The following is a 17,486-nucleotide window of genomic DNA, read 5'->3' as shown; positions in this document are numbered from 1 at the left end:
GCAGCCCGCGCCCATATACATGGGTAATGACTTTGTGTAACGGGGGCAGTGTATGCAGACTATCATCATCACGGGCGGGCGCACCCTGCAGGGGACTGTGTGCCCGGAATCTGCAAAAAACAGCGTACTTCCGCTGATGGCGGCCGCCTTGCTGTGTCGGGGGCGCGTGACGCTGCACAGTGTGCCGCGCCTGGCCGATGTCGAAACCAGCATCGCCCTGCTGCGGGCCGTGGGCGCTGATGTGCAGCGGCGCGGAGCCGACCTTGTGCTGTGCGCCGACACCCCGCTGTGCGGGCAGATTCCTGCCCGACTGTCCGGCGCGATGCGCAGCTCGGTGTTTTATCTGGCCCCGCTGCTTTGCCGCACGGGGACGGTGCGTCTGCCGCTGCCCGGCGGCTGTCGGCTTGGGCCGCGTCCGGTGGATATCCATTTGGCAGGGCTTACCGCGCTGGGTGCCGCGGTCGAATTGGAGGGGGACGCCGCAACACTGCGTGCCGCCGACGGGCTGCGCGGCGCGGATTTCACGCTGCGGCTGCCCAGTGTCGGTGCCACGCTGACCCTGATGATGGCCGCCTGCTGTGCCGTGGGCACCACCGTGCTGCGGGGCGCTGCCTGTGAGCCGGAGGTAGCCGATACGGCACGGTTTTTGACCTGCTGCGGGGCGGATATCCAAGGCGCGGGCACACCCACGCTGGTCATACAGGGGGCCAGACCGCTGATGGGCACGGCCTACACCCCCATGCCCGACCGCATCGCCGCCGCCACCTATGCCGCCGCGCTGGCCTGTGTCGGGGGAGAGGTGACCGTTGCGCACTGCAGCCCCCGATACTATGCGGCATTTCTGGCATTTTTGCGCAAATGCGGCGTTGAAATTTTTTGCGGCGATCATTCAGTGACCCTGCGCCGCGATGCAGCTGTGCCGCTGCACGGCGGGCACAGCCTGTGCGCCAACGCCTGGCCGGCCTTTGCCACCGACACCGCCCCTTTGGCCGCCGCCGTACTTCTGCAGGCCGATGCGCCGAGCGAAATCTACGACGCCCTGTTTGCCCGCCGTTTTGCCTGCGCCGCAGGCTTTGCCGCCATGGGGGCGGTTTGCAGTGAGCAGGGCAGACGGCTGCAAATACAGGGCATCGCACGGCTGCACGGTGCCGAGGTCGAAGCCCCCGACCTGCGCGGCGGGGCCGCTTTGCTGTTGGCCGCCCTGGCAGCCGAGGGCACAACGCTGCTGCACGATGCGGGGCATCTGGCGCGCGGCTATACCGATTTGCCCGGACATCTGGTTGCCTTGGGCGCATATATACGATAAAAAGTGCATTTTTGTGGTTTTTGGCGGTTTTTTTGCCCGCCTGCGGAGCACAAACAGGTAATTTTTTATGAAAATTTCTCTTAGCTATTGAAATTGACAGGAAAATTTGGTATTCTAATAATCAGTTATATACAAAAAATACGGAGCAGTGTGCCCATTTGTGGCCGTTCATCTGCTTTCCCATGAAACAATAAATACTTTTAGGGGGACATACTCATGGCTTTCGTACTCGACGAAGAAATGCAAAATGTGACCAACATTAAGGTTATCGGTGTTGGCGGCGGCGGCGGTAACGCTGTAAACCGCATGGTGGAGTCCGGCCTGTCCGGGGTCGAGTTCGTCGCTATGAACACCGACCAGCAGGCTCTGCTCAACTCCAAGGCCACCCAGAAGGTTCAGCTGGGCGCCAAGCTCACCAAGGGCCGCGGCGCCGGTGCCGACCCTGAGGTCGGCCAGCGCTCTGCCGAGGAGAGCAAGGACGAAATTTCCAACGCCCTGAAGGGTGCCCAGATGGTCTTTATCACCGCCGGTATGGGCGGCGGCACCGGCACGGGCGCTGCCCCTGTCGTGGCCGAGACTGCCCATGACCTGGGCATCCTGACCGTCGGCATCGTCACCAAGCCCTTCGCCTTTGAGGGCAAGCGCAAGATGAGCCTGGCCGAGCAGGGTATCGCCAGCCTGATGATGCACGTCGACTCTCTGATCGTTATCCCCAACGAGCGCCTGAAGCTCATCAGCCAGGAGCGCATCACCCTGATGAACGCCTTTGAGGCTGCCGACAACGTTCTGCGTCAGGGTGTCGAGAGTATCTCCAGCCTGATCAACATCCCCGCCTTCATCAACCTGGACTTCGCCGACGTGCGCTCCATCATGAAGGACGCCGGCTTTGCCCACATGGGCGTCGGCGTCGCCAAGGGTGCCGGCAAGGCCGAAAATGCCGCCAAGGCTGCCATTTCCAGCCCCCTGCTGGAGACCAGCATCGCCGGTGCGCGCGGTGTCATCATCAACATCACCTCCAGCCCCGACATCGGCCTGGATGATGTCGAGACTGCCGCCTCCATGGTCACCCAGTCTGCCCACCCCGATGCCAACATCATTTGGGGCACCGCTTTTGATGAGCGCCTGAACGATGAGATGAGCATCACCGTCGTGGCCACCGGCTTTGAGAGCACCCCCGAGGTGGATGCCCCCATCCAGGCTCACATGGACGCCAAAACCACCCAGACAGCCGCCCCCGTGCAGGCTGCCGCGCCTGTCAAGCCCGCTGCGCCCGTGCAGCCCGCCGCAGCCAAGCCCACCATCAACCCCGTTATGCCCAACCCCATCTTCACCCAGAGCTTCAGCACCGGCGTGGACACCCCTGTTTCCGCCCCGAGCGCTGCCCCCGTTGAGGAGGAGGACGACGGCGATTACTTCAACGATCTGCTCAGCATCTTGAACAAGCGTTCCTGATCTGACAAAGGAAATTCTGCCCCGAGAGGATGTGAAAAGTCATGGCGTCTGAACCGAAGAATATTCAGGAACAGGGTTTCCGTTCCAGTCTGTTCGGCTTTGACAAAAATGACGTCCTGGCTTACATGAACACCCTCGCCAACGAGGCGCAGCAGCAGGAATTGGAATATCAGCAAAAGCTGCAGGCTTTGCAGGATCGCATTGATGCCCTGGGCCATGCGCACAGCGGCACCGATGCGCAGACTGCCTCCCTGCAGGAACGGCTGGCTGCCGCCGAGCAGCGCGCCGACGCCGCCGAGGCCAAGCAGCGCGAGCTGACCCAGACATTGGAGGAAGTGCAGCGTCAGGCAGATACTTACCGTGACAGCCAGAAGGAAAGCCAGAAATCCGCCAACATGTGGCAGCTGAAATGCCACGACCTGCAGCAGCAGGCCGAGACCCTGCAGCAGCAGTTGGCGGCCTCGCGCCAGATGAATGCAGCCATCCAGACCCCCACGCCCGACGCTGTGCGCAGCGCCCAGCTGGAGGCCCGTAAAATTTTGCAGGATGCCAAGCTGTATGCCGACAGCGCCGAAAAAGAATTGCAGCAGCAGGCCGAGCAGCGCAAGACCCGCATGGCGGAAAACGCACGCGGCATTGCGGCAGGTGTCATGCTGGTGCGTGAGCGTCTGGCCCGTGTGGACGAGCGTTTGGCCGCTGCCACGCTGGATCTGGACGGCTTGACCCAAACGATTTATCAGGCTTTGGACGAAACCGAGTCCGAGCTGAAGGAACTGGGCACCCAAATGCGGGATTACGCGCAGGGTACACCGGAAACCGATGCTTCCAACACCGCCCCGCAGCCTGCGGCCGCAGCGGACAAGCCGGAGACTAAGCAGTTCCGCGTCAAGGCGCAGGCGCAGCCTGTACGCCAAAAACCGCAGCCCAAGCCTGCCAACCGTCTGCGCAACAACCGCCGCCCGGTTTCCCAGCTTTTGCAGGATCAAATCGACCGCCTGGACGAGCAGAATAACAAATAACACAGCAACAAGACCCCCGCAGCGAACGCTGCGGGGGTCTTTGCTTCTGTATGCGGTTATTTTGCGTGGCCGTTTTCCACATTGCTGGTGCCCTGCTCCAGCAGGTAGGTGGCGGTCAGGTCTGCAATGTGCAGCTTGACGGCCAGCGGGTAGGTGTTGTAGGCGTCGCTTACGGCAAAGCTGCCACCGCGCACGGCATCATCAAACCCGCCCATGTGCCAGCGTATGGCAATGGCCTCGGCGGTTTTCAGGCGCATAAAATGTTCGATCAGATACACGCTTTTTTCGCCGTGGCCGTAGGGCAGCCGGTCAGCCACCTGATAAAACGGCACTTTTTCCCATTGGCCGGTCTCGTCGTTTTTGACGTTGCGGGTGCCCACCTTGTAAAAATTCGCCTTGCACAAATCGTGCAGCAAGCCGCAGATGGCATAGCTTTCGGCGTTTTCGCCTTCGGTGTAAAAATGCTGCATCATGGCATTGTACACATTGATGCTGTGCATCACAAGGCCCTGCTCACAGGCACCGTGAAACCGTGTGGAGGCCGGCGCCGTAAAGAAGTCGGTCGTTTCCAGCCATTTCAGCAGTCGGTCTGCACCGGGGCGGGTGATGTTTTTCGTGTAAATTTCCACAAACTGGGCATGATAATCCGGCATAGGGGACCTCACAGTTCAATTTCGTTCAGGATATCCTTCAAAGCCTTCAGTTCCTCGGCGGTCATGCTGATGCCCTTGGCCATGCGGCTGCCGTCGGGGGACCAGTCACGGATATCATATTTGGGGGCAGCGCCGTTCCAGCTGATCATATTCAGCTGGCGTTCCCAGCCGCGGGCGTTGGTGCTCAGTACGGCGATGCGTTCGGTAATTTCATAGGTAAATTCTGCCATGGTTCAAAACTCACTTTCCATAATAATCTACTGCATCATCATAGCCGATTTGGCGGCAAAATGCAAGAGATAATCAAGAATTTACCCGCACGGCAAGCAGCGCAAACCGCTTGTCGGTGCCAAAGGCAGTGTCACCGCAGGTCGAAAGCACCAGCAGCCGGTCACCGTACTGCGGCTGTACGCCTGTATCATACAGGCTCAGATCCAGGATGGCCTGCACACGCTGCTTCCATTCCAGCTGGGTGTCTGCGTCAAAAAAGGTGTAGTAGGGCAGGGGATCCTGCCCCAGGGCGGTGTCCAGCACTGCCGCCACCTGCCAGGTGCCCGGCTCATAGATCGTGTCAAAGGTAAAGGTCGGGTGCGCCTGGTAAAAGGCCTCGTCGCGATACTGCAAAAGCGGCGCAAAGCGCGCGCCGTCCGCCATATTATGCCCGTAAATCAGCCAGTTGGCTGTGGCATAGCCCGGCGTCACGCAGCAGTTAGCGTCCATAAACGGCGTGCCGCCCACGGCGTAGTAGCGGTCAAAGCCGCGGCGCAGGTAATATTCGTTGTCGTCGGGGGTCTGCATCACCGGCAGGTCGATGCCGTCCATGCGCAGCCAACCGATCAGATCGGGGTTTTGCTCGTACAGGTCGCGGTAGGCGGGCAGGATATCACTGCCCGCCGTCACGTCCTCGGCAGCTTCGGGGGCCTCGTGCGCAGCGGCATCGGCCGCGTCCGTGTCGGCCAGCACATCGCGGGTGGCCGCCTGCGGCGCCACCGTCACAGTATCGGGCAGGGGCGCAGGTGTCTGCACGGCAGGCGGCGGGGTGGGCAATCCGTCGTGCAGCAGCGTTTGCCGCACGGCCAGTACGGCTGCGGCGGCCAAGGCAGCCACACCCACGACCTGCAGCAGCCCCGCACGTCGGCGCTGCTTTGTGCGCAGCGCCGTGCGCGCCGCAAAGGGATAGTAGGCACTGTCACCCCGCAGCTTGCGGTAACGCTTTGCCATGGCAGCCTCCTTTCAGACAGATAAAACTCGTGCAGATAAAACAAAAAACGCCCCAAAGGGCGTTTGAGATCAGATTCGGCGCAGCATCAAAAGCCCGGCAGAGCAGAAGCAAATCAGCCCCGTGGCCCCCAACAGGTACATCACCGGGAAATCCCCCGTTTCGGGCGTTTCGACTTCCTGCGGGGCGGCCGTGGCCTGCGGCTCTGTGCGGCTGCCGTTGGCGGTGACGATCTCCACCTTGGCGGCGGTCTCATCCACCTTTACGGTGTCGTTTTTCTCACTGCGGGAGGTCGTGCCGGTGGGGGTGGCAGTTTGCAGGGGGACGTTCTCGCCCCGCATCATGCCGCAGGCTGCAAAAAGAACCACGACGACAATCAGCGCCGCAGCACACAAAAAGCGTCTCAAACGAAAACGCCTCCTTACTTTACAATTTGTCAGGAAAAAGGCCAAAACAAGCCGAAAAAATCTATCCGAAATGGCGGAATCACACACCATCGCAATTTACATTAAACGTATTGTATCACAGTTTGCCGCCCGCGTCAAGCGGACAACCCATCCATTCCCAAATTTGGCACGCTGCAGCGGCTCCGCACAGATTTCCCCTTGCGCAAAAGCAGCAAATGCGGTATAATACATTTATTATTGTGTGAGATTATGCCCCGTGGGATGGGCGGCGCGCACGGATATAATATAAAAGGAGATGTTACGATGAAAGGTATTATCCTTGCCGGCGGTGCCGGCACAAGACTTTACCCGCTGACGATGGTCACATCCAAGCAGCTGCTGCCCGTGTACGACAAACCCATGATCTACTATCCGCTGTCCACCCTGATGCTGGCGGGCATCCAGGATATCTTGATCATTTCCACCCCCACGGACACCCCCCGCTTTGAGGCGCTTTTGGGGGACGGCAGCCAGTACGGCTTGCACCTGCAGTACAAGGTGCAGCCCAGCCCCGACGGCCTGGCTCAGGCCTTTATCCTGGGTGAGGAATTTATCGGTGATGACTGCTGCGCCATGGTTCTGGGCGACAATATCTTCTACGGTGCGGGTTTCTCCAAACGGCTGAAGAATGCCGCCGCCAACGCCGCCGCAGGCCGCAGCACGGTCTTTGGCTACTTTGTCAACGACCCCGAACGTTTCGGCGTTGTGGCCTTTGACAAGGACGGCCGCGCCACCTCCATTGAGGAAAAGCCCGCCCAGCCTAAGAGCAACTACGCCGTGACCGGCCTGTACTTCTACAACAACGAAGTCGTCAAGATGGCCAAGCAGGTCAAGCCCAGCGCCCGCGGCGAGCTGGAGATCACCACCCTGAACCAGATGTATCTGGACGCCGGCAAGCTGGACGTGCAGCTGCTGGGCCGCGGTTACGCCTGGCTGGACACCGGCACGATGGATTCCCTCGTCGAGGCTGCCGCCTTTGTGCAGACTGTCGAGAAACGCCAGGGCATCAAGATTTCCGCCCCGGAGGAGATCGCCTACAAGTACGGCTGGATCACCAAGGAAAAGCTGCTGGAAAGCGCCGCCCGCTACGGAAAATCCCCCTATGGCCAGCACCTGAAGAATGTGGCCGAGGATAAGCTGCAATACTGATACGAGGCATTTGTATGAAAATTTTGATTACCGGCTGCCACGGCCAGCTCGGCACCGAGCTGCAGCATCAGCTCGCCGATGAGCACTGCGCCCTGGGCCCCTTGCCGATGCGCCTGCAAAAGGCCACTGTCATCGCTGTCGACGTGGAGGATCTGGACATCACCGACCGCGAGGCCACCATCAACTACATCAGCCGCCATAAGCCCGACACCGTCATCAACTGCGCGGCGTTCACCAACGTTGACGGCTGCGAAACCGCCCGCGATGCCGCCTTTAAGGTCAACGCCCTCGGCCCGCGCAACCTGGCCCTGGCGTGCGAAAAGATCGGCGCAAGGCTGATCCATGTTTCCACCGACTATGTGTTCCCCGGTACCGCCAACGGCGGCATCCCCCTGGACGAATGCTGCGTACCTGCGCCCATTTCCGCCTATGGGCAGACTAAACTTCTGGGCGAACAGTATGTGCAGCGTTTCTGCCGCCGCCACTTTATTGTACGCACGGCATGGCTGTACGGTTACTACGGCAAGAACTTTGTCAAGACCATGGTGCGCTTAGGACAAACCCACGACGAGATCACCGTCGTCAACGACCAGCTGGGCAACCCCACCAATGCGGTGGATCTGGCTTACCACATCTTAAAGCTGGCAGTCAGCCACGATTACGGCGTTTACCACTGCACGGGCACCGGCGTGTGCAGCTGGTATGATTTTGCCGCCGCCATCATGCAGGAGGCAGGGCTTTCCTGCCGTGTGCTGCCCTGCACCAGCGACGAGTATGCCGCCGCCCACCCCGAAAGCGCCCGCCGCCCCGCGTGGAGCGCGCTGGAAAACCGTATGCTGCGCTGCACGGTAGGGGACGAAATGCGCGACTGGCGCGAAGCGCTGAAGGACTATTTTGCCAACTGGAACGGAGAATAAACTATGAAAACTTACCTGATCACCGGCTGCGCCGGTTTTATCGGCTCGAATTTTGTCCACTACATGCTGGAAAAGTACGAGGATATCCGCCTTGTCAATCTGGACAAGCTGACTTATGCCGGCAACCTGGAAAACCTCAAGGACGTCGAGGGTGACGCCCGCCACATCTTTGTGCAGGGCGATATCTGCGACAAGGCGCTGGTCACCGAGCTGATCGCCAAGTATGACCCCGACTATGTCATCAACTTTGCGGCCGAGAGCCACGTTGACCGCAGCATCAAGAACCCTGAAATTTTCGTCGAGAGCAACGTTCTGGGCACCGTCAACCTGCTGCAATGCTGCAAGGACGCCTGGTATGATGCCGACGCCAAGACCTGGAAGGACGGCAAAAAGTACCTGCAGGTTTCCACCGACGAGGTCTACGGCGCCCTGGGTGCCGAGGGTTACTTCATGGAGACCACCCCGCTGTGCCCGCACAGCCCGTACTCCGCCTCCAAGGCCAGCGCCGACATGTTCGTCAAGGCATTCCACGATACCTACGGTATGCCGATGAACATCACCCGCTGCTCCAACAACTACGGCCCGTATCAGTTCCCCGAAAAGCTGATCCCGCTGCTCATCCATAACGCCCAGCAGCACAAAAACCTGCCCGTCTACGGTGACGGTATGCAGATCCGCGACTGGCTGTACGTTATGGACCACTGCAAGGCCATTGACATGGTTGCAACAGGCGGCAAGGACGGCGAGGTCTACAATGTCGGCGGCCACAACGAGCGCCCCAACATCTTCATCGTCAAAACGGTCATTGCCCAGCTGCACGACCGCCTGAAGGACGAGGGCATCAGCGAGGAGCTGATTACCCACGTTGCCGACCGTCTGGGTCACGACCGCCGTTACGGCATCGACCCCACCAAAATCAAGGAGGATCTGGGCTGGTACCCCGAAACTCCGTTTGAAAAGGGCATCGTCCTGACCATCGACTGGTATCTGGCCCACCCCGACTGGATGGCCCATGTCACCAGCGGCGATTACCAGAAATACTACGAGCAGATGTACAAAAACAAGTAATCTTTCCCGTAAAACGCATCTTCCCCAAAGGAGCAGCTAACAAACTATGGCAAATTATAAAGAAGAACAAACCCGCAACAGCCGCCGCCTGGCACGGCAGATTTTAGGCGCTGTGGCCCTGCTGCTGGTGTTTATCGGCCTGCTTACGGTGGTGGGCTGGGGTGTCACCGGTGTGCGTACCCTGCTGGATGATTCCGACCTGCGCAATGAATACGCAGATCAGCTGTACGGCATGGTCATGCTGGACCCTGTGACCTTTGACGACGTAAGCACCGTAGATCAGAGTGTGTTTAAGCAGGCTGCCATTTGGGGCACCGTGTACCGGGCGCAAAAGGACGGCCTGGGTCTGGATCAGTATGAACGCGACGCCGACACCGGCTCTGTCATGCTGCCCAAGCTGGAGATCGACACCTATATTACGAACCTGCTGGGGGCGGATTACGCCCAAAACGTGACGGTGGGTTCCTTTGAGACCCCGGAGTTTATTTATCAGTACAACGAGGAAAAACAGTGCTATCTGGTGCCCGTTACGGGTTCTGTGGCACAGTACACCCCGCTTGTGGAAAAAATCAAGACCAGCGGCCGCCAGCGTGTTGTCACCGTCGGCTATGTACCCACGGCGTTCAACAACGACAACGGTGAGCTTTCGCTGACGGCCCCCACCGAGCCGACCAAATACATGGACTATGTATTTACCCGCAACGCCAAGCGCCAGTGGTGCCTGACCGCCCTGCGGGACAGCGAAATGAAAGTAGCCGCCACGCCCACCCCGACCCCGACGGCAACGACCCTGCCCGATGTGCAGGTCATTCTGGAAAACCAGATGAACGCCTCGTCCGCCCCTGCGGAGGAGGAGGGCGCCACCTCGGCCGACAGCGATGCGGCAGGGGAGGAGACCCCCGAAAGCGCAACCTCTGAGGAGGAAACGGCTGAGAGCACGACCTCCGAGGATACCGCGTCCGACAGCACAAGCAGCGTAGGGTAAAACGAAAAATTTCAAGGCTCTTCCCGAAAGGGGAGAGCCTTGATTTTTTTGCAATTTCCTATTGACACGGCGGCAAAATGGTGCTATTCTTTACCCATTAAAAGCGATGAGCAGGAAAAGTACCGTGCCCATGCCGCACAGAGAGCCGGACACCTGGTGTAAGCCCGGACGGAAACGGCACGCGAAAGAACACCTGTCAGCTGCAAACTGAACCCGCAAAAGGCAGTAGGGGCGCCGTAGGCCGTGCGTTACAGCGGCAGCGTTTCAAAGGTGAACGTGTACGGAAAAGTGACCGTATGCCGTTATTTCGGCTGCGGTAATTTAGGTGGCACCGCGGATCCAAGACAGCGATTCGTCCTAATCGTAGGGCGAATGGGCTGTCTTTTTTGTTGCCGTTCGCGGGGTAAGAAAAGGAAAAGGAGTGTCATCTATGTGCTGTGTTATGGGCTATGTCGGGCATGATCTGCCCAAAGAAAAATTTACGGAGTATCTGCTGCGCACCACAAGCCGCGGTCCCGACGACCAACGCGTCGAAAAGACCGAGTTCGGCTGGCTCGGCTTTGGTCGTCTGGCCATCATGGGGCTTACACCTGAGGGAATGCAGCCGTTTTTCCGCGGCAAGGATTGCGTAGTCTGCAACGGTGAACTGTACGGTTTCCGTCCTGTCAAGGCAGAACTGGAAAAAGAGGGCTACACCTTCTCCTCCGACTCGGACTGCGAGATCATTCTGCCGCTGTATTACAAGTACGGGCTGGATATGTTCCGCCATCTTGACGCCGAGTTCGCCATGATTTTGTACGACAGCCGCAAAAAGCTGGTCATTGCCGCGCGCGACCCCATCGGTATCCGCCCGCTGTTCTACGGCTACAGCGAAAGCGGCTGCATCGCCTTTGCGTCCGAGGCTAAAAACCTGGTGGGACTGTGCCGGGAAATTTATCCGTTTCCCATCGGCTGCTACTACTGCAACGGCAAATTTGTTCGCTACTGCGACATTGCCGACACCCCCGCTTTCAGCCGTGACGAACTGCCGCAGATTTTGACGAACATCCGCGAAAAGCTGGTGGCCGGTGTCGATAAGCGGCTGGACGCCGATACCCCCGTGGGCTTTCTTCTGTCCGGCGGGCTGGATTCCAGCCTGGTGTGCGCCATCGCCGCCAAAAAGCTGGGCAAACCCATCCGCACCTTTGCCATCGGTATGAGCGAGGACGCCATCGACCTGAAATACGCCAAGCAGGTTGCCGACTATCTGCACGCCGACCACACCGAGGTCATCATCAACAAGGATATCGTGCTGGACGCGCTGGAAAGCGTCGTGGCGCTGCTGGGCACTTGGGATATCACGACCATCCGCGCCTCGGTGGGTATGTATCTGGTCTGCAAGTACATCCACGAGAATACCGACATCCGCGTGCTGCTGACGGGTGAGATCTCCGACGAGCTGTTCGGCTACAAGTACACCGATTTTGCCCCGTCCGCCGCCGAATTTCAGGCCGAAAGCCAGAAGCGCCTGCGCGAACTGTATATGTACGATGTGCTGCGCGCCGACCGCTGCATCAGCGTCAACAGTCTGGAAGCGCGCGTACCCTTCGGCGATCTGGATTTCGTGCGCTACGTTATGGCGATCGACCCCGCCAAAAAGCTGAACACCTACGGCAAGGGCAAGTACCTGCTGCGCAAAGCATTTGAGGGCGACTGGCTACCCGAAAGCATCCTCTGGCGCGAGAAAGCGGCCTTCAGCGATGCGGTGGGGCACTCGATGGTGGACGACATCAAGGAGTACGCCGAAAGTCTGTACACTGACGCCGACTTTGCCGAAAAAGCCGCCCGCTACCGCTGGTGCCCGCCCTTTACCAAGGAAAGCCTTTTGTACCGCGAGCTGTTTGAAAAATACTACCCCGGTCAGGCGCAGATGATCGCCGGCTACTGGATGCCCAACAAGGCATGGCCGCATTGCGACGTCAGCGACCCCAGCGCCCGCGTGCTGGCCAACTACGGTGCCAGCGGTGTGTAAAAAGCACTTGCATTTTTTGGGAATTTATGTATAATAATTGGATAGGACAGCCAAACGCTGTCCGAACAATTTTCGCAGAGTAGAGAACCGTGCGTAAAGTGCCTGACCAACGGGGAGTTGTGGCAGGACGAAAGGCAAAACGCGCCTGCGGTACGGTTTTCGCATCCCACTGCTGCATGATGTAGTGCAACGGGGGTGTGCCCGTGCACACTCTTTTGCCTCCTGTTTTATGCGGCAAGCCGCGTAAAATGAGGAGGTATTTTTTATGCAGCAAAATCCGTCCGTCCTTTCTGCCGCTTACTGGCAAAGCGCCAGGGCAGAGCTTCGCAACGTCCGCGTGCTGGCGTTTTCCGGCCTGGTGTGCGCCATGGCCATCGTGCTGGAGAGCTTTCCCGTCTATATCTTAGGCCCCAGCCTTAAAATTTATTTCAGCTTTGTGGTCGTTTCGCTGGGCTGCGCTTACTACGGCCCCGTGGTCGGCATGATTGCCGGCGGCATCATCGACTCGGTCGGCTTTCTTTTGGCGGGTTACGGCGAGCCGTATTTCCCGGGGTATCTCGTCACCGCCGTTTTGTCGGGGCTGATCTACGGTGTGCTGCTGTATAAGCGCCGCCCCACGCTGCTGCGCATTATCGCGGTGCGCCTTATCATCAACTACGGCAGCAATGTTTTGCTGGGCAGCGTGTGGAAGGCCATGCTGTACGGCAAGGGTTACGTCTATTACGCCACCAGCGGCTTTATCAAGAACACGACGATGCTGCCCATCGAGGTGTTTTTGATGTGGGCGGCGCTTACTGCAGCTGAACGCATGGGTCTCGACCGCAAATATTTGCACAAACGCGGGTGAAAAGTCATACTTTTCACCGAAAAATATAGGCAGAAGTATGACTTCTGCCTTTTTTTATTGTGAGTAATGCCCATTGTTTTTACAAAATATTCACGAATTTTCCGTTTTTATCCAAACTTTTTCCAAATCTGTAAAATCCATTGAAAACCCAAAATCAAACGTTTACAATATACACCGTGAGGCAAACAGAAATGCGTCCTGTTGCGGCAATGTCACAGCAGGTAAGGACGCATTTTTTGTTTTTCTTGCAAGGGTAGACACATTGAGGGTGTTTACCGCAACCGTTTTACGCTTTTTAGGGAGGAAAAACACACATGAAGAAATTGATGGGCATTCTGCTGGCCGCCTCTATGGTGTTCAGCTTGGCAGCCTGCGGTTCCACCGCTTCCGGCAGCAGCTCTGCTGCCGCCAGCAGCAACGGTACCGCCGCTGCTGACAATGCTGACAATGCTGACAACGCCTATGCCGGCCTGAAGATCGGTGCCATCGTACTGGGCGACGAGACCGAGGGTTACAGCGCCGCTCACATCAACGGCATCAAGGAAGCCGCTGCCGAGTTGGGCATCAGCGATGACCAGATCGTCTGGAAATATAAGGTTCCCGAGGGCGGCGAGACTACCGATGCCGCCGAGGACCTGGTCGGTCAGGGCTGCAACCTGATCATCTCCAACTCCTACGGCCACCAGACCTACATGGTTGAGGAAGCCGAGAAGTACCCCGATGTCAACTTTGTTGCCATGACCGGCGACTTTGCTGCCATTTCCGACCTGGACAACTTCTACAATGCCTTCACCTCCGTATACCAGAGCCGCTACGTCTCCGGTGTCGTTGCCGGCATGAAGGTCAAGGAGCTGGTCGAGTCCGGCACCCTGACCCCCGAGACCCAGCCCAACAGCTTCACCGCTGACGGCAAGGTCAAGATCGGCTACGTCGGCGCCTTCGGCTATGCCGAGGTCGTTTCCGGCTACACTGCCTTCTTCCTCGGCGTGCAGAGCGTTTACCCCGACGTCGAGATGGAAGTCATGTACACCAACTCCTGGTTCGACATCGACAAGGAGGGCGCTGCCGCCGAGGCTCTGATCTCCAACGGTGCCGTTATCATCGGCCAGCACGCCGACTCCACCGGTGCCCCCGCCGCCACCCAGAAGAAGAAGGACGCCGGCACCATCTGCTACTCCATCGGTTACAACATCGATATGCTGGCTACCGCCCCCACCGCTGCTCTGACCTCCGCCACCAACGTCTGGTCTGTCTGCTACAAGGAGCTGTTCGAGGGCGCTGCCGCCGGCAGCATCCCGCAGGACTGGGCTAAGGGCTACGAGGACGGCGCTGTCGCCATCACCGATCTGGGCCCCGAGGTTGCCGAGGGCACTGCCGAGAAGGTCGCCGAGGTCGAGGCTGCCCTGAAGGACGGCACCCTGCATGTCTTTGACACCAGCAAGTTCACCGTGGACGGCAAGGCTGTTGAGTCTGCCCCCATCGATCTGACCTACTACGATTTCAGCACCGGTTCTCCCGTTGCTGTTTACGCAGGCGAGACCAAGGAAGCTGTCTCTGACGGTTACTTCCACGAGAGCGAGCTGCGCGCCGCCCCCTACTTCACCCTGCGCATTGACGGCATTGTTGAGGACACCGAGCCTGTTGCTTAATTCCTAACGCCGTAATAAAAGGGAAGGCTGCGCCAGTTCGCAGCCTTCCCTTTTGGCGGTTGTATACGATGTTTTCTTTCCCTACGATATAACGACAAAAAACGAGAGGAGCCTGCAACCATGGCGCAGACCGAATACGCTGTACGCTTGGAGCACGTTACCAAGACCTTTGGTTCCGTTGTGGCCAACAAGGATGTTTCGCTGGGGGTACGCCGCGGCGAGATTTTGTCCCTGCTGGGCGAGAACGGCAGCGGCAAAACCACCCTGATGAATATGATCGCGGGTATTTATTTCCCCGATGAGGGCGACATCTACGTCAACGACGAGCCTGTCACCATTCGTTCCCCCCGCGACGCGCTGGACCTGGGCATCGGCATGATCCACCAGCACTTCAAGCTGGTAGACGTTTTTTCCGCCACCGAAAACATTGCCCTGTCGATGGGCGGCAACGAAAAGTTTGACCTGAAAAAGGTCCACGACAAGGCCCGCGCCATCTGCGAAAAATACCAGTTTGCGCTGGATCTTGACCAGAAGGTCTACGAGATGAGCGTCAGCCAGAAGCAGACGCTGGAGATCGTCAAGGTGCTGTACCGCGGTGCCGATATTCTGATTTTGGACGAACCCACGGCAGTTCTGACCCCGCAGGAAACCGAGCGCCTGTTTGCCGTCATCCGCAATATGAAGGCGGACGGCAAGGCGGTCATCATCATTACCCATAAGCTGCACGAGGTGCTGGCTATCAGCGACCGCGTGGCCATTCTGCGCAAGGGCGAGTATGTGGGCGATATTGACACCAAGGACGCCACCGAGGCCACGCTGACTGAGATGATGGTCGGTGAAAAGGTCGAGCTGAACATCGAGCGCCCCGAGCCTGTCGACCGTGTAAAGCGTCTGGACATCCGCAACCTGACCGTGCGCAATGCCGACGGCATCACCGTGCTGGACGACGCCAGCTTTTCCGTGTACGGCGGTGAAATTCTGGGCATTGCGGGCATTTCCGGCAACGGCCAGAAGGAATTGCTGGAGGCTATCGCCGGTTTGCAGCCTGTCGAGCCGTCGGCAGCCATTCAGTTCTTTGCCCCCGAAAAAGAAGATGAGCCGATTGAACTGGTGGGCAAGACCCCCAAGGCCATCCGCGAGGCGGGCATCCACCTGTCCTTCGTGCCGGAGGATCGTCTCGGCATGGGGCTGGTCGGCTCCATGGGCATGACCGACAACATGATGCTGAAAAGCTACGGCAGCGGTAGTTCCCCGCTGGTGGACCGCAAGACCCCGCACGATCTGGCCGAGACCATTCAGCGCGAGTTGGGTGTTGTTACCCCCGATTTGAACACCCCCGTCTCCCGCCTGTCGGGCGGCAACGTGCAAAAGGTGCTGGTCGGCCGCGAGCTGGCCGCCAACCCCATTGTGCTGATGACCGCCTACGCTGTGCGCGGGCTGGACATCAACACCTCCTACACCATCTACCGCCTGCTGAACGAGCAGAAAAAGAACGGTGTAGCAGTTATTTATGTCGGTGAAGACCTCGACGTCCTGCTGGAGCTGTGCGACCGCATCCTGGTACTTTGCGGCGGCAAGGTCAACGGCATTCTGGACGGCCGCAAGGCCACCAAGGAGGAAGTCGGTCTGCGCATGACCCGTCTGGCAGAGGAGGAGCAAGTATGAGCCAAACCGTAACCGCGTTGCATGAGCCGCTGCTGCGCATTGCCAAGCGCGAGGGCACCACGCTGCCGCAAAAAATTCTGGTGCGCGCCGTCGCCATTTTGCTGGCACTGGTCGTGGACGCCCTGTTTATCTTTTTTGTCACCGGGCTGAACCCGCTTTCGGTCTACGGCGTTATGTGGAACGGCACCTTTGCCAACACCACCCGCTTTAACTGGATGCTGCGCGACCTGTCCATTTTGCTGTGCGTCGGCATTGCCTTGGCGCCCGCCTTCAAGATGCGTTTCTGGAACTGCGGCGGCGAGGGGCAGATCCTCGTCGGCGGTCTTGCTTCCGCCCTGATCATGGTGTATCTGGGCAGCAACCTGCCCGCCCCGCTGTTGTTTGCCGCCATGGCCATCGGCAGTATGGCCGCCGGTGCGCTGTGGGCGTTTGTGCCCGCGTGGTTCAAGGCGCGCTGGAACACCAACGAAACCCTGTTCACCCTGATGATGAACTACGTTGCCACCAGCATTGTGGCCTGCGTCACCAACATTATGCGCGGTCAGGCATCCAGCCTTGGCACGCTGAACAAAGCCACCAAGGCGGGCTGGTTCCCCATTATTCTGGGGCAGCGCTACACCATCAACATCATTGTGGTGTTCGTGCTGATGTTCGCTATGTACGGCTACCTGAAATACCTCAAGCAGGGGTATGAGATCAGCGTTGTGGGCGAAAGCGAAAACACCGCCCGCTACGCCGGCATCAATGTGCGCAAGGTCACCATCCGCACGATGATGCTGTCGGGTCTGATTTGCGGCCTGTGCGGCTTTTTGATCGTCGCCGGCAAGGATCAGACCATCTCCACCACCTCGGCGGGCGGACGCGGCTTTACCGCCATCATTGTGGCGTGGCTTGCCAAGTTCAACACCTTCTCGATGGCACTGATTTCCTTCCTGCTCGTGTTCCTGGAGCGCGGCGCTTCCGAGATCGCCTCCGCCTACTCGCTGAACGAGTACGCCGCCGATATCATCACAGGCGTCATCCTGTTCTTTATTCTGGGCAGCGAGTTCTTTATCAACTACCGCGTCATTCCCCGCGGCGCACATAAGGAGGGCAAGTAA

General features: G+C 58.8%; 16 protein-coding genes and 1 riboswitch. Of the genes, 12 read left to right on the top strand and 4 right to left on the bottom strand.

The genetic code is table 11. The annotated features are described in order from the left end of the window. Positions 1 to 52: 52 nt before the first annotated feature. The 3 genes from Q0I19_RS01030 to Q0I19_RS01020 all read left to right on the top strand — a co-directional run bounded on the left by Q0I19_RS01030 (position 53) and on the right by Q0I19_RS01020 (position 3,777). A complete protein-coding gene (locus Q0I19_RS01030; RefSeq protein ID WP_294759511.1) occupies positions 53 to 1,306 on the top strand; it encodes a UDP-N-acetylglucosamine 1-carboxyvinyltransferase in 1,254 nt (417 codons plus the stop codon). A 216-nt stretch (positions 1,307 to 1,522) separates the two neighbouring features. Next, a complete protein-coding gene (gene ftsZ, locus Q0I19_RS01025) occupies positions 1,523 to 2,758 on the top strand; it encodes a cell division protein FtsZ (RefSeq protein ID WP_294759508.1) in 1,236 nt (411 codons plus the stop codon). A gap of 41 nt (positions 2,759 to 2,799) precedes the next feature. Next, positions 2,800 to 3,777, top strand: coding sequence for a hypothetical protein (locus Q0I19_RS01020; protein WP_294759506.1), 978 nt, complete (start codon positions 2,800 to 2,802; stop codon positions 3,775 to 3,777). Between the two features lie 56 nt (positions 3,778 to 3,833). Here the strand turns inward: Q0I19_RS01020 and Q0I19_RS01015 are convergent, their stop codons facing one another. The 4 genes from Q0I19_RS01015 to Q0I19_RS01000 all read right to left on the bottom strand — a co-directional run bounded on the left by Q0I19_RS01015 (position 3,834) and on the right by Q0I19_RS01000 (position 6,056). Continuing rightward, a complete protein-coding gene (locus Q0I19_RS01015) occupies positions 3,834 to 4,430 on the bottom strand; it encodes an HD domain-containing protein (RefSeq protein ID WP_294759504.1) in 597 nt (198 codons plus the stop codon). 8 nt (positions 4,431 to 4,438) lie between these two features. Then, the gene (locus tag Q0I19_RS01010; RefSeq protein WP_294759502.1) at positions 4,439 to 4,660 is read right to left on the bottom strand and encodes a PC4/YdbC family ssDNA-binding protein; all 222 of its coding nucleotides are present in this window, start codon (positions 4,658 to 4,660) and stop codon (positions 4,439 to 4,441) included. A gap of 73 nt (positions 4,661 to 4,733) precedes the next feature. Beyond that, positions 4,734 to 5,651 carry a class B sortase gene (locus tag Q0I19_RS01005; protein ID WP_294759500.1) on the bottom strand — a complete coding sequence of 306 codons (918 nt, stop codon included), beginning with the start codon at positions 5,649 to 5,651 and terminating at the stop codon, positions 4,734 to 4,736. 69 nt (positions 5,652 to 5,720) lie between these two features. Continuing rightward, positions 5,721 to 6,056 carry a hypothetical protein gene (locus tag Q0I19_RS01000; RefSeq protein WP_294759498.1) on the bottom strand — a complete coding sequence of 112 codons (336 nt, stop codon included), beginning with the start codon at positions 6,054 to 6,056 and terminating at the stop codon, positions 5,721 to 5,723. A 303-nt stretch (positions 6,057 to 6,359) separates the two neighbouring features. Between Q0I19_RS01000 and rfbA the strand changes: the two genes are divergently transcribed. From rfbA to Q0I19_RS00955, 9 genes are all read left to right on the top strand, one after another. Next, positions 6,360 to 7,244 (top strand): glucose-1-phosphate thymidylyltransferase RfbA, encoded by an 885-nt coding sequence (rfbA, locus tag Q0I19_RS00995; protein WP_294759497.1) that lies wholly within the window; start codon positions 6,360 to 6,362, stop codon positions 7,242 to 7,244. Between the two features lie 14 nt (positions 7,245 to 7,258). Continuing rightward, positions 7,259 to 8,161, top strand: a complete 903-nt coding sequence (gene rfbD / locus Q0I19_RS00990; protein ID WP_294759495.1) for a dTDP-4-dehydrorhamnose reductase — start codon at positions 7,259 to 7,261, stop codon at positions 8,159 to 8,161. 3 nt (positions 8,162 to 8,164) lie between these two features. Beyond that, a complete protein-coding gene (rfbB, locus tag Q0I19_RS00985) occupies positions 8,165 to 9,229 on the top strand; it encodes a dTDP-glucose 4,6-dehydratase (RefSeq protein WP_294759493.1) in 1,065 nt (354 codons plus the stop codon). Positions 9,230 to 9,275: 46 nt separating this feature from the next. Next, complete coding sequence (locus Q0I19_RS00980) at positions 9,276 to 10,214, top strand: hypothetical protein (RefSeq protein ID WP_294759492.1); 939 nt, start codon at positions 9,276 to 9,278, stop codon at positions 10,212 to 10,214. Between the two features lie 430 nt (positions 10,215 to 10,644). Beyond that, positions 10,645 to 12,225 (top strand): asparagine synthase B, encoded by a 1,581-nt coding sequence (asnB, locus tag Q0I19_RS00975; RefSeq protein ID WP_294759491.1) that lies wholly within the window; start codon positions 10,645 to 10,647, stop codon positions 12,223 to 12,225. 73 nt (positions 12,226 to 12,298) lie between these two features. Continuing rightward, positions 12,299 to 12,399: riboswitch (THF riboswitch) on the top strand. Between the two features lie 91 nt (positions 12,400 to 12,490). Further along, positions 12,491 to 13,072 (top strand): folate family ECF transporter S component, encoded by a 582-nt coding sequence (locus Q0I19_RS00970; RefSeq protein ID WP_294759489.1) that lies wholly within the window; start codon positions 12,491 to 12,493, stop codon positions 13,070 to 13,072. Between the two features lie 314 nt (positions 13,073 to 13,386). Then, positions 13,387 to 14,721 carry a BMP family ABC transporter substrate-binding protein gene (locus Q0I19_RS00965; RefSeq protein ID WP_294759488.1) on the top strand — a complete coding sequence of 445 codons (1,335 nt, stop codon included), beginning with the start codon at positions 13,387 to 13,389 and terminating at the stop codon, positions 14,719 to 14,721. Between the two features lie 120 nt (positions 14,722 to 14,841). After that, positions 14,842 to 16,386 carry an ABC transporter ATP-binding protein gene (locus tag Q0I19_RS00960; protein ID WP_294759486.1) on the top strand — a complete coding sequence of 515 codons (1,545 nt, stop codon included), beginning with the start codon at positions 14,842 to 14,844 and terminating at the stop codon, positions 16,384 to 16,386. After that, a complete protein-coding gene (locus Q0I19_RS00955) occupies positions 16,383 to 17,486 on the top strand; it encodes an ABC transporter permease (RefSeq protein ID WP_294759485.1) in 1,104 nt (367 codons plus the stop codon). Before Q0I19_RS00960 ends, Q0I19_RS00955 begins: the two co-directional genes overlap by 4 nt.

This window comes from uncultured Gemmiger sp., from assembly GCF_934561205.1.
Classification (GTDB): domain Bacteria; phylum Bacillota; class Clostridia; order Oscillospirales; family Ruminococcaceae; genus Gemmiger.
Note: the sequence above shows the minus strand (reverse complement) of the source record. Positions and strands in the feature narration are given on the sequence as shown.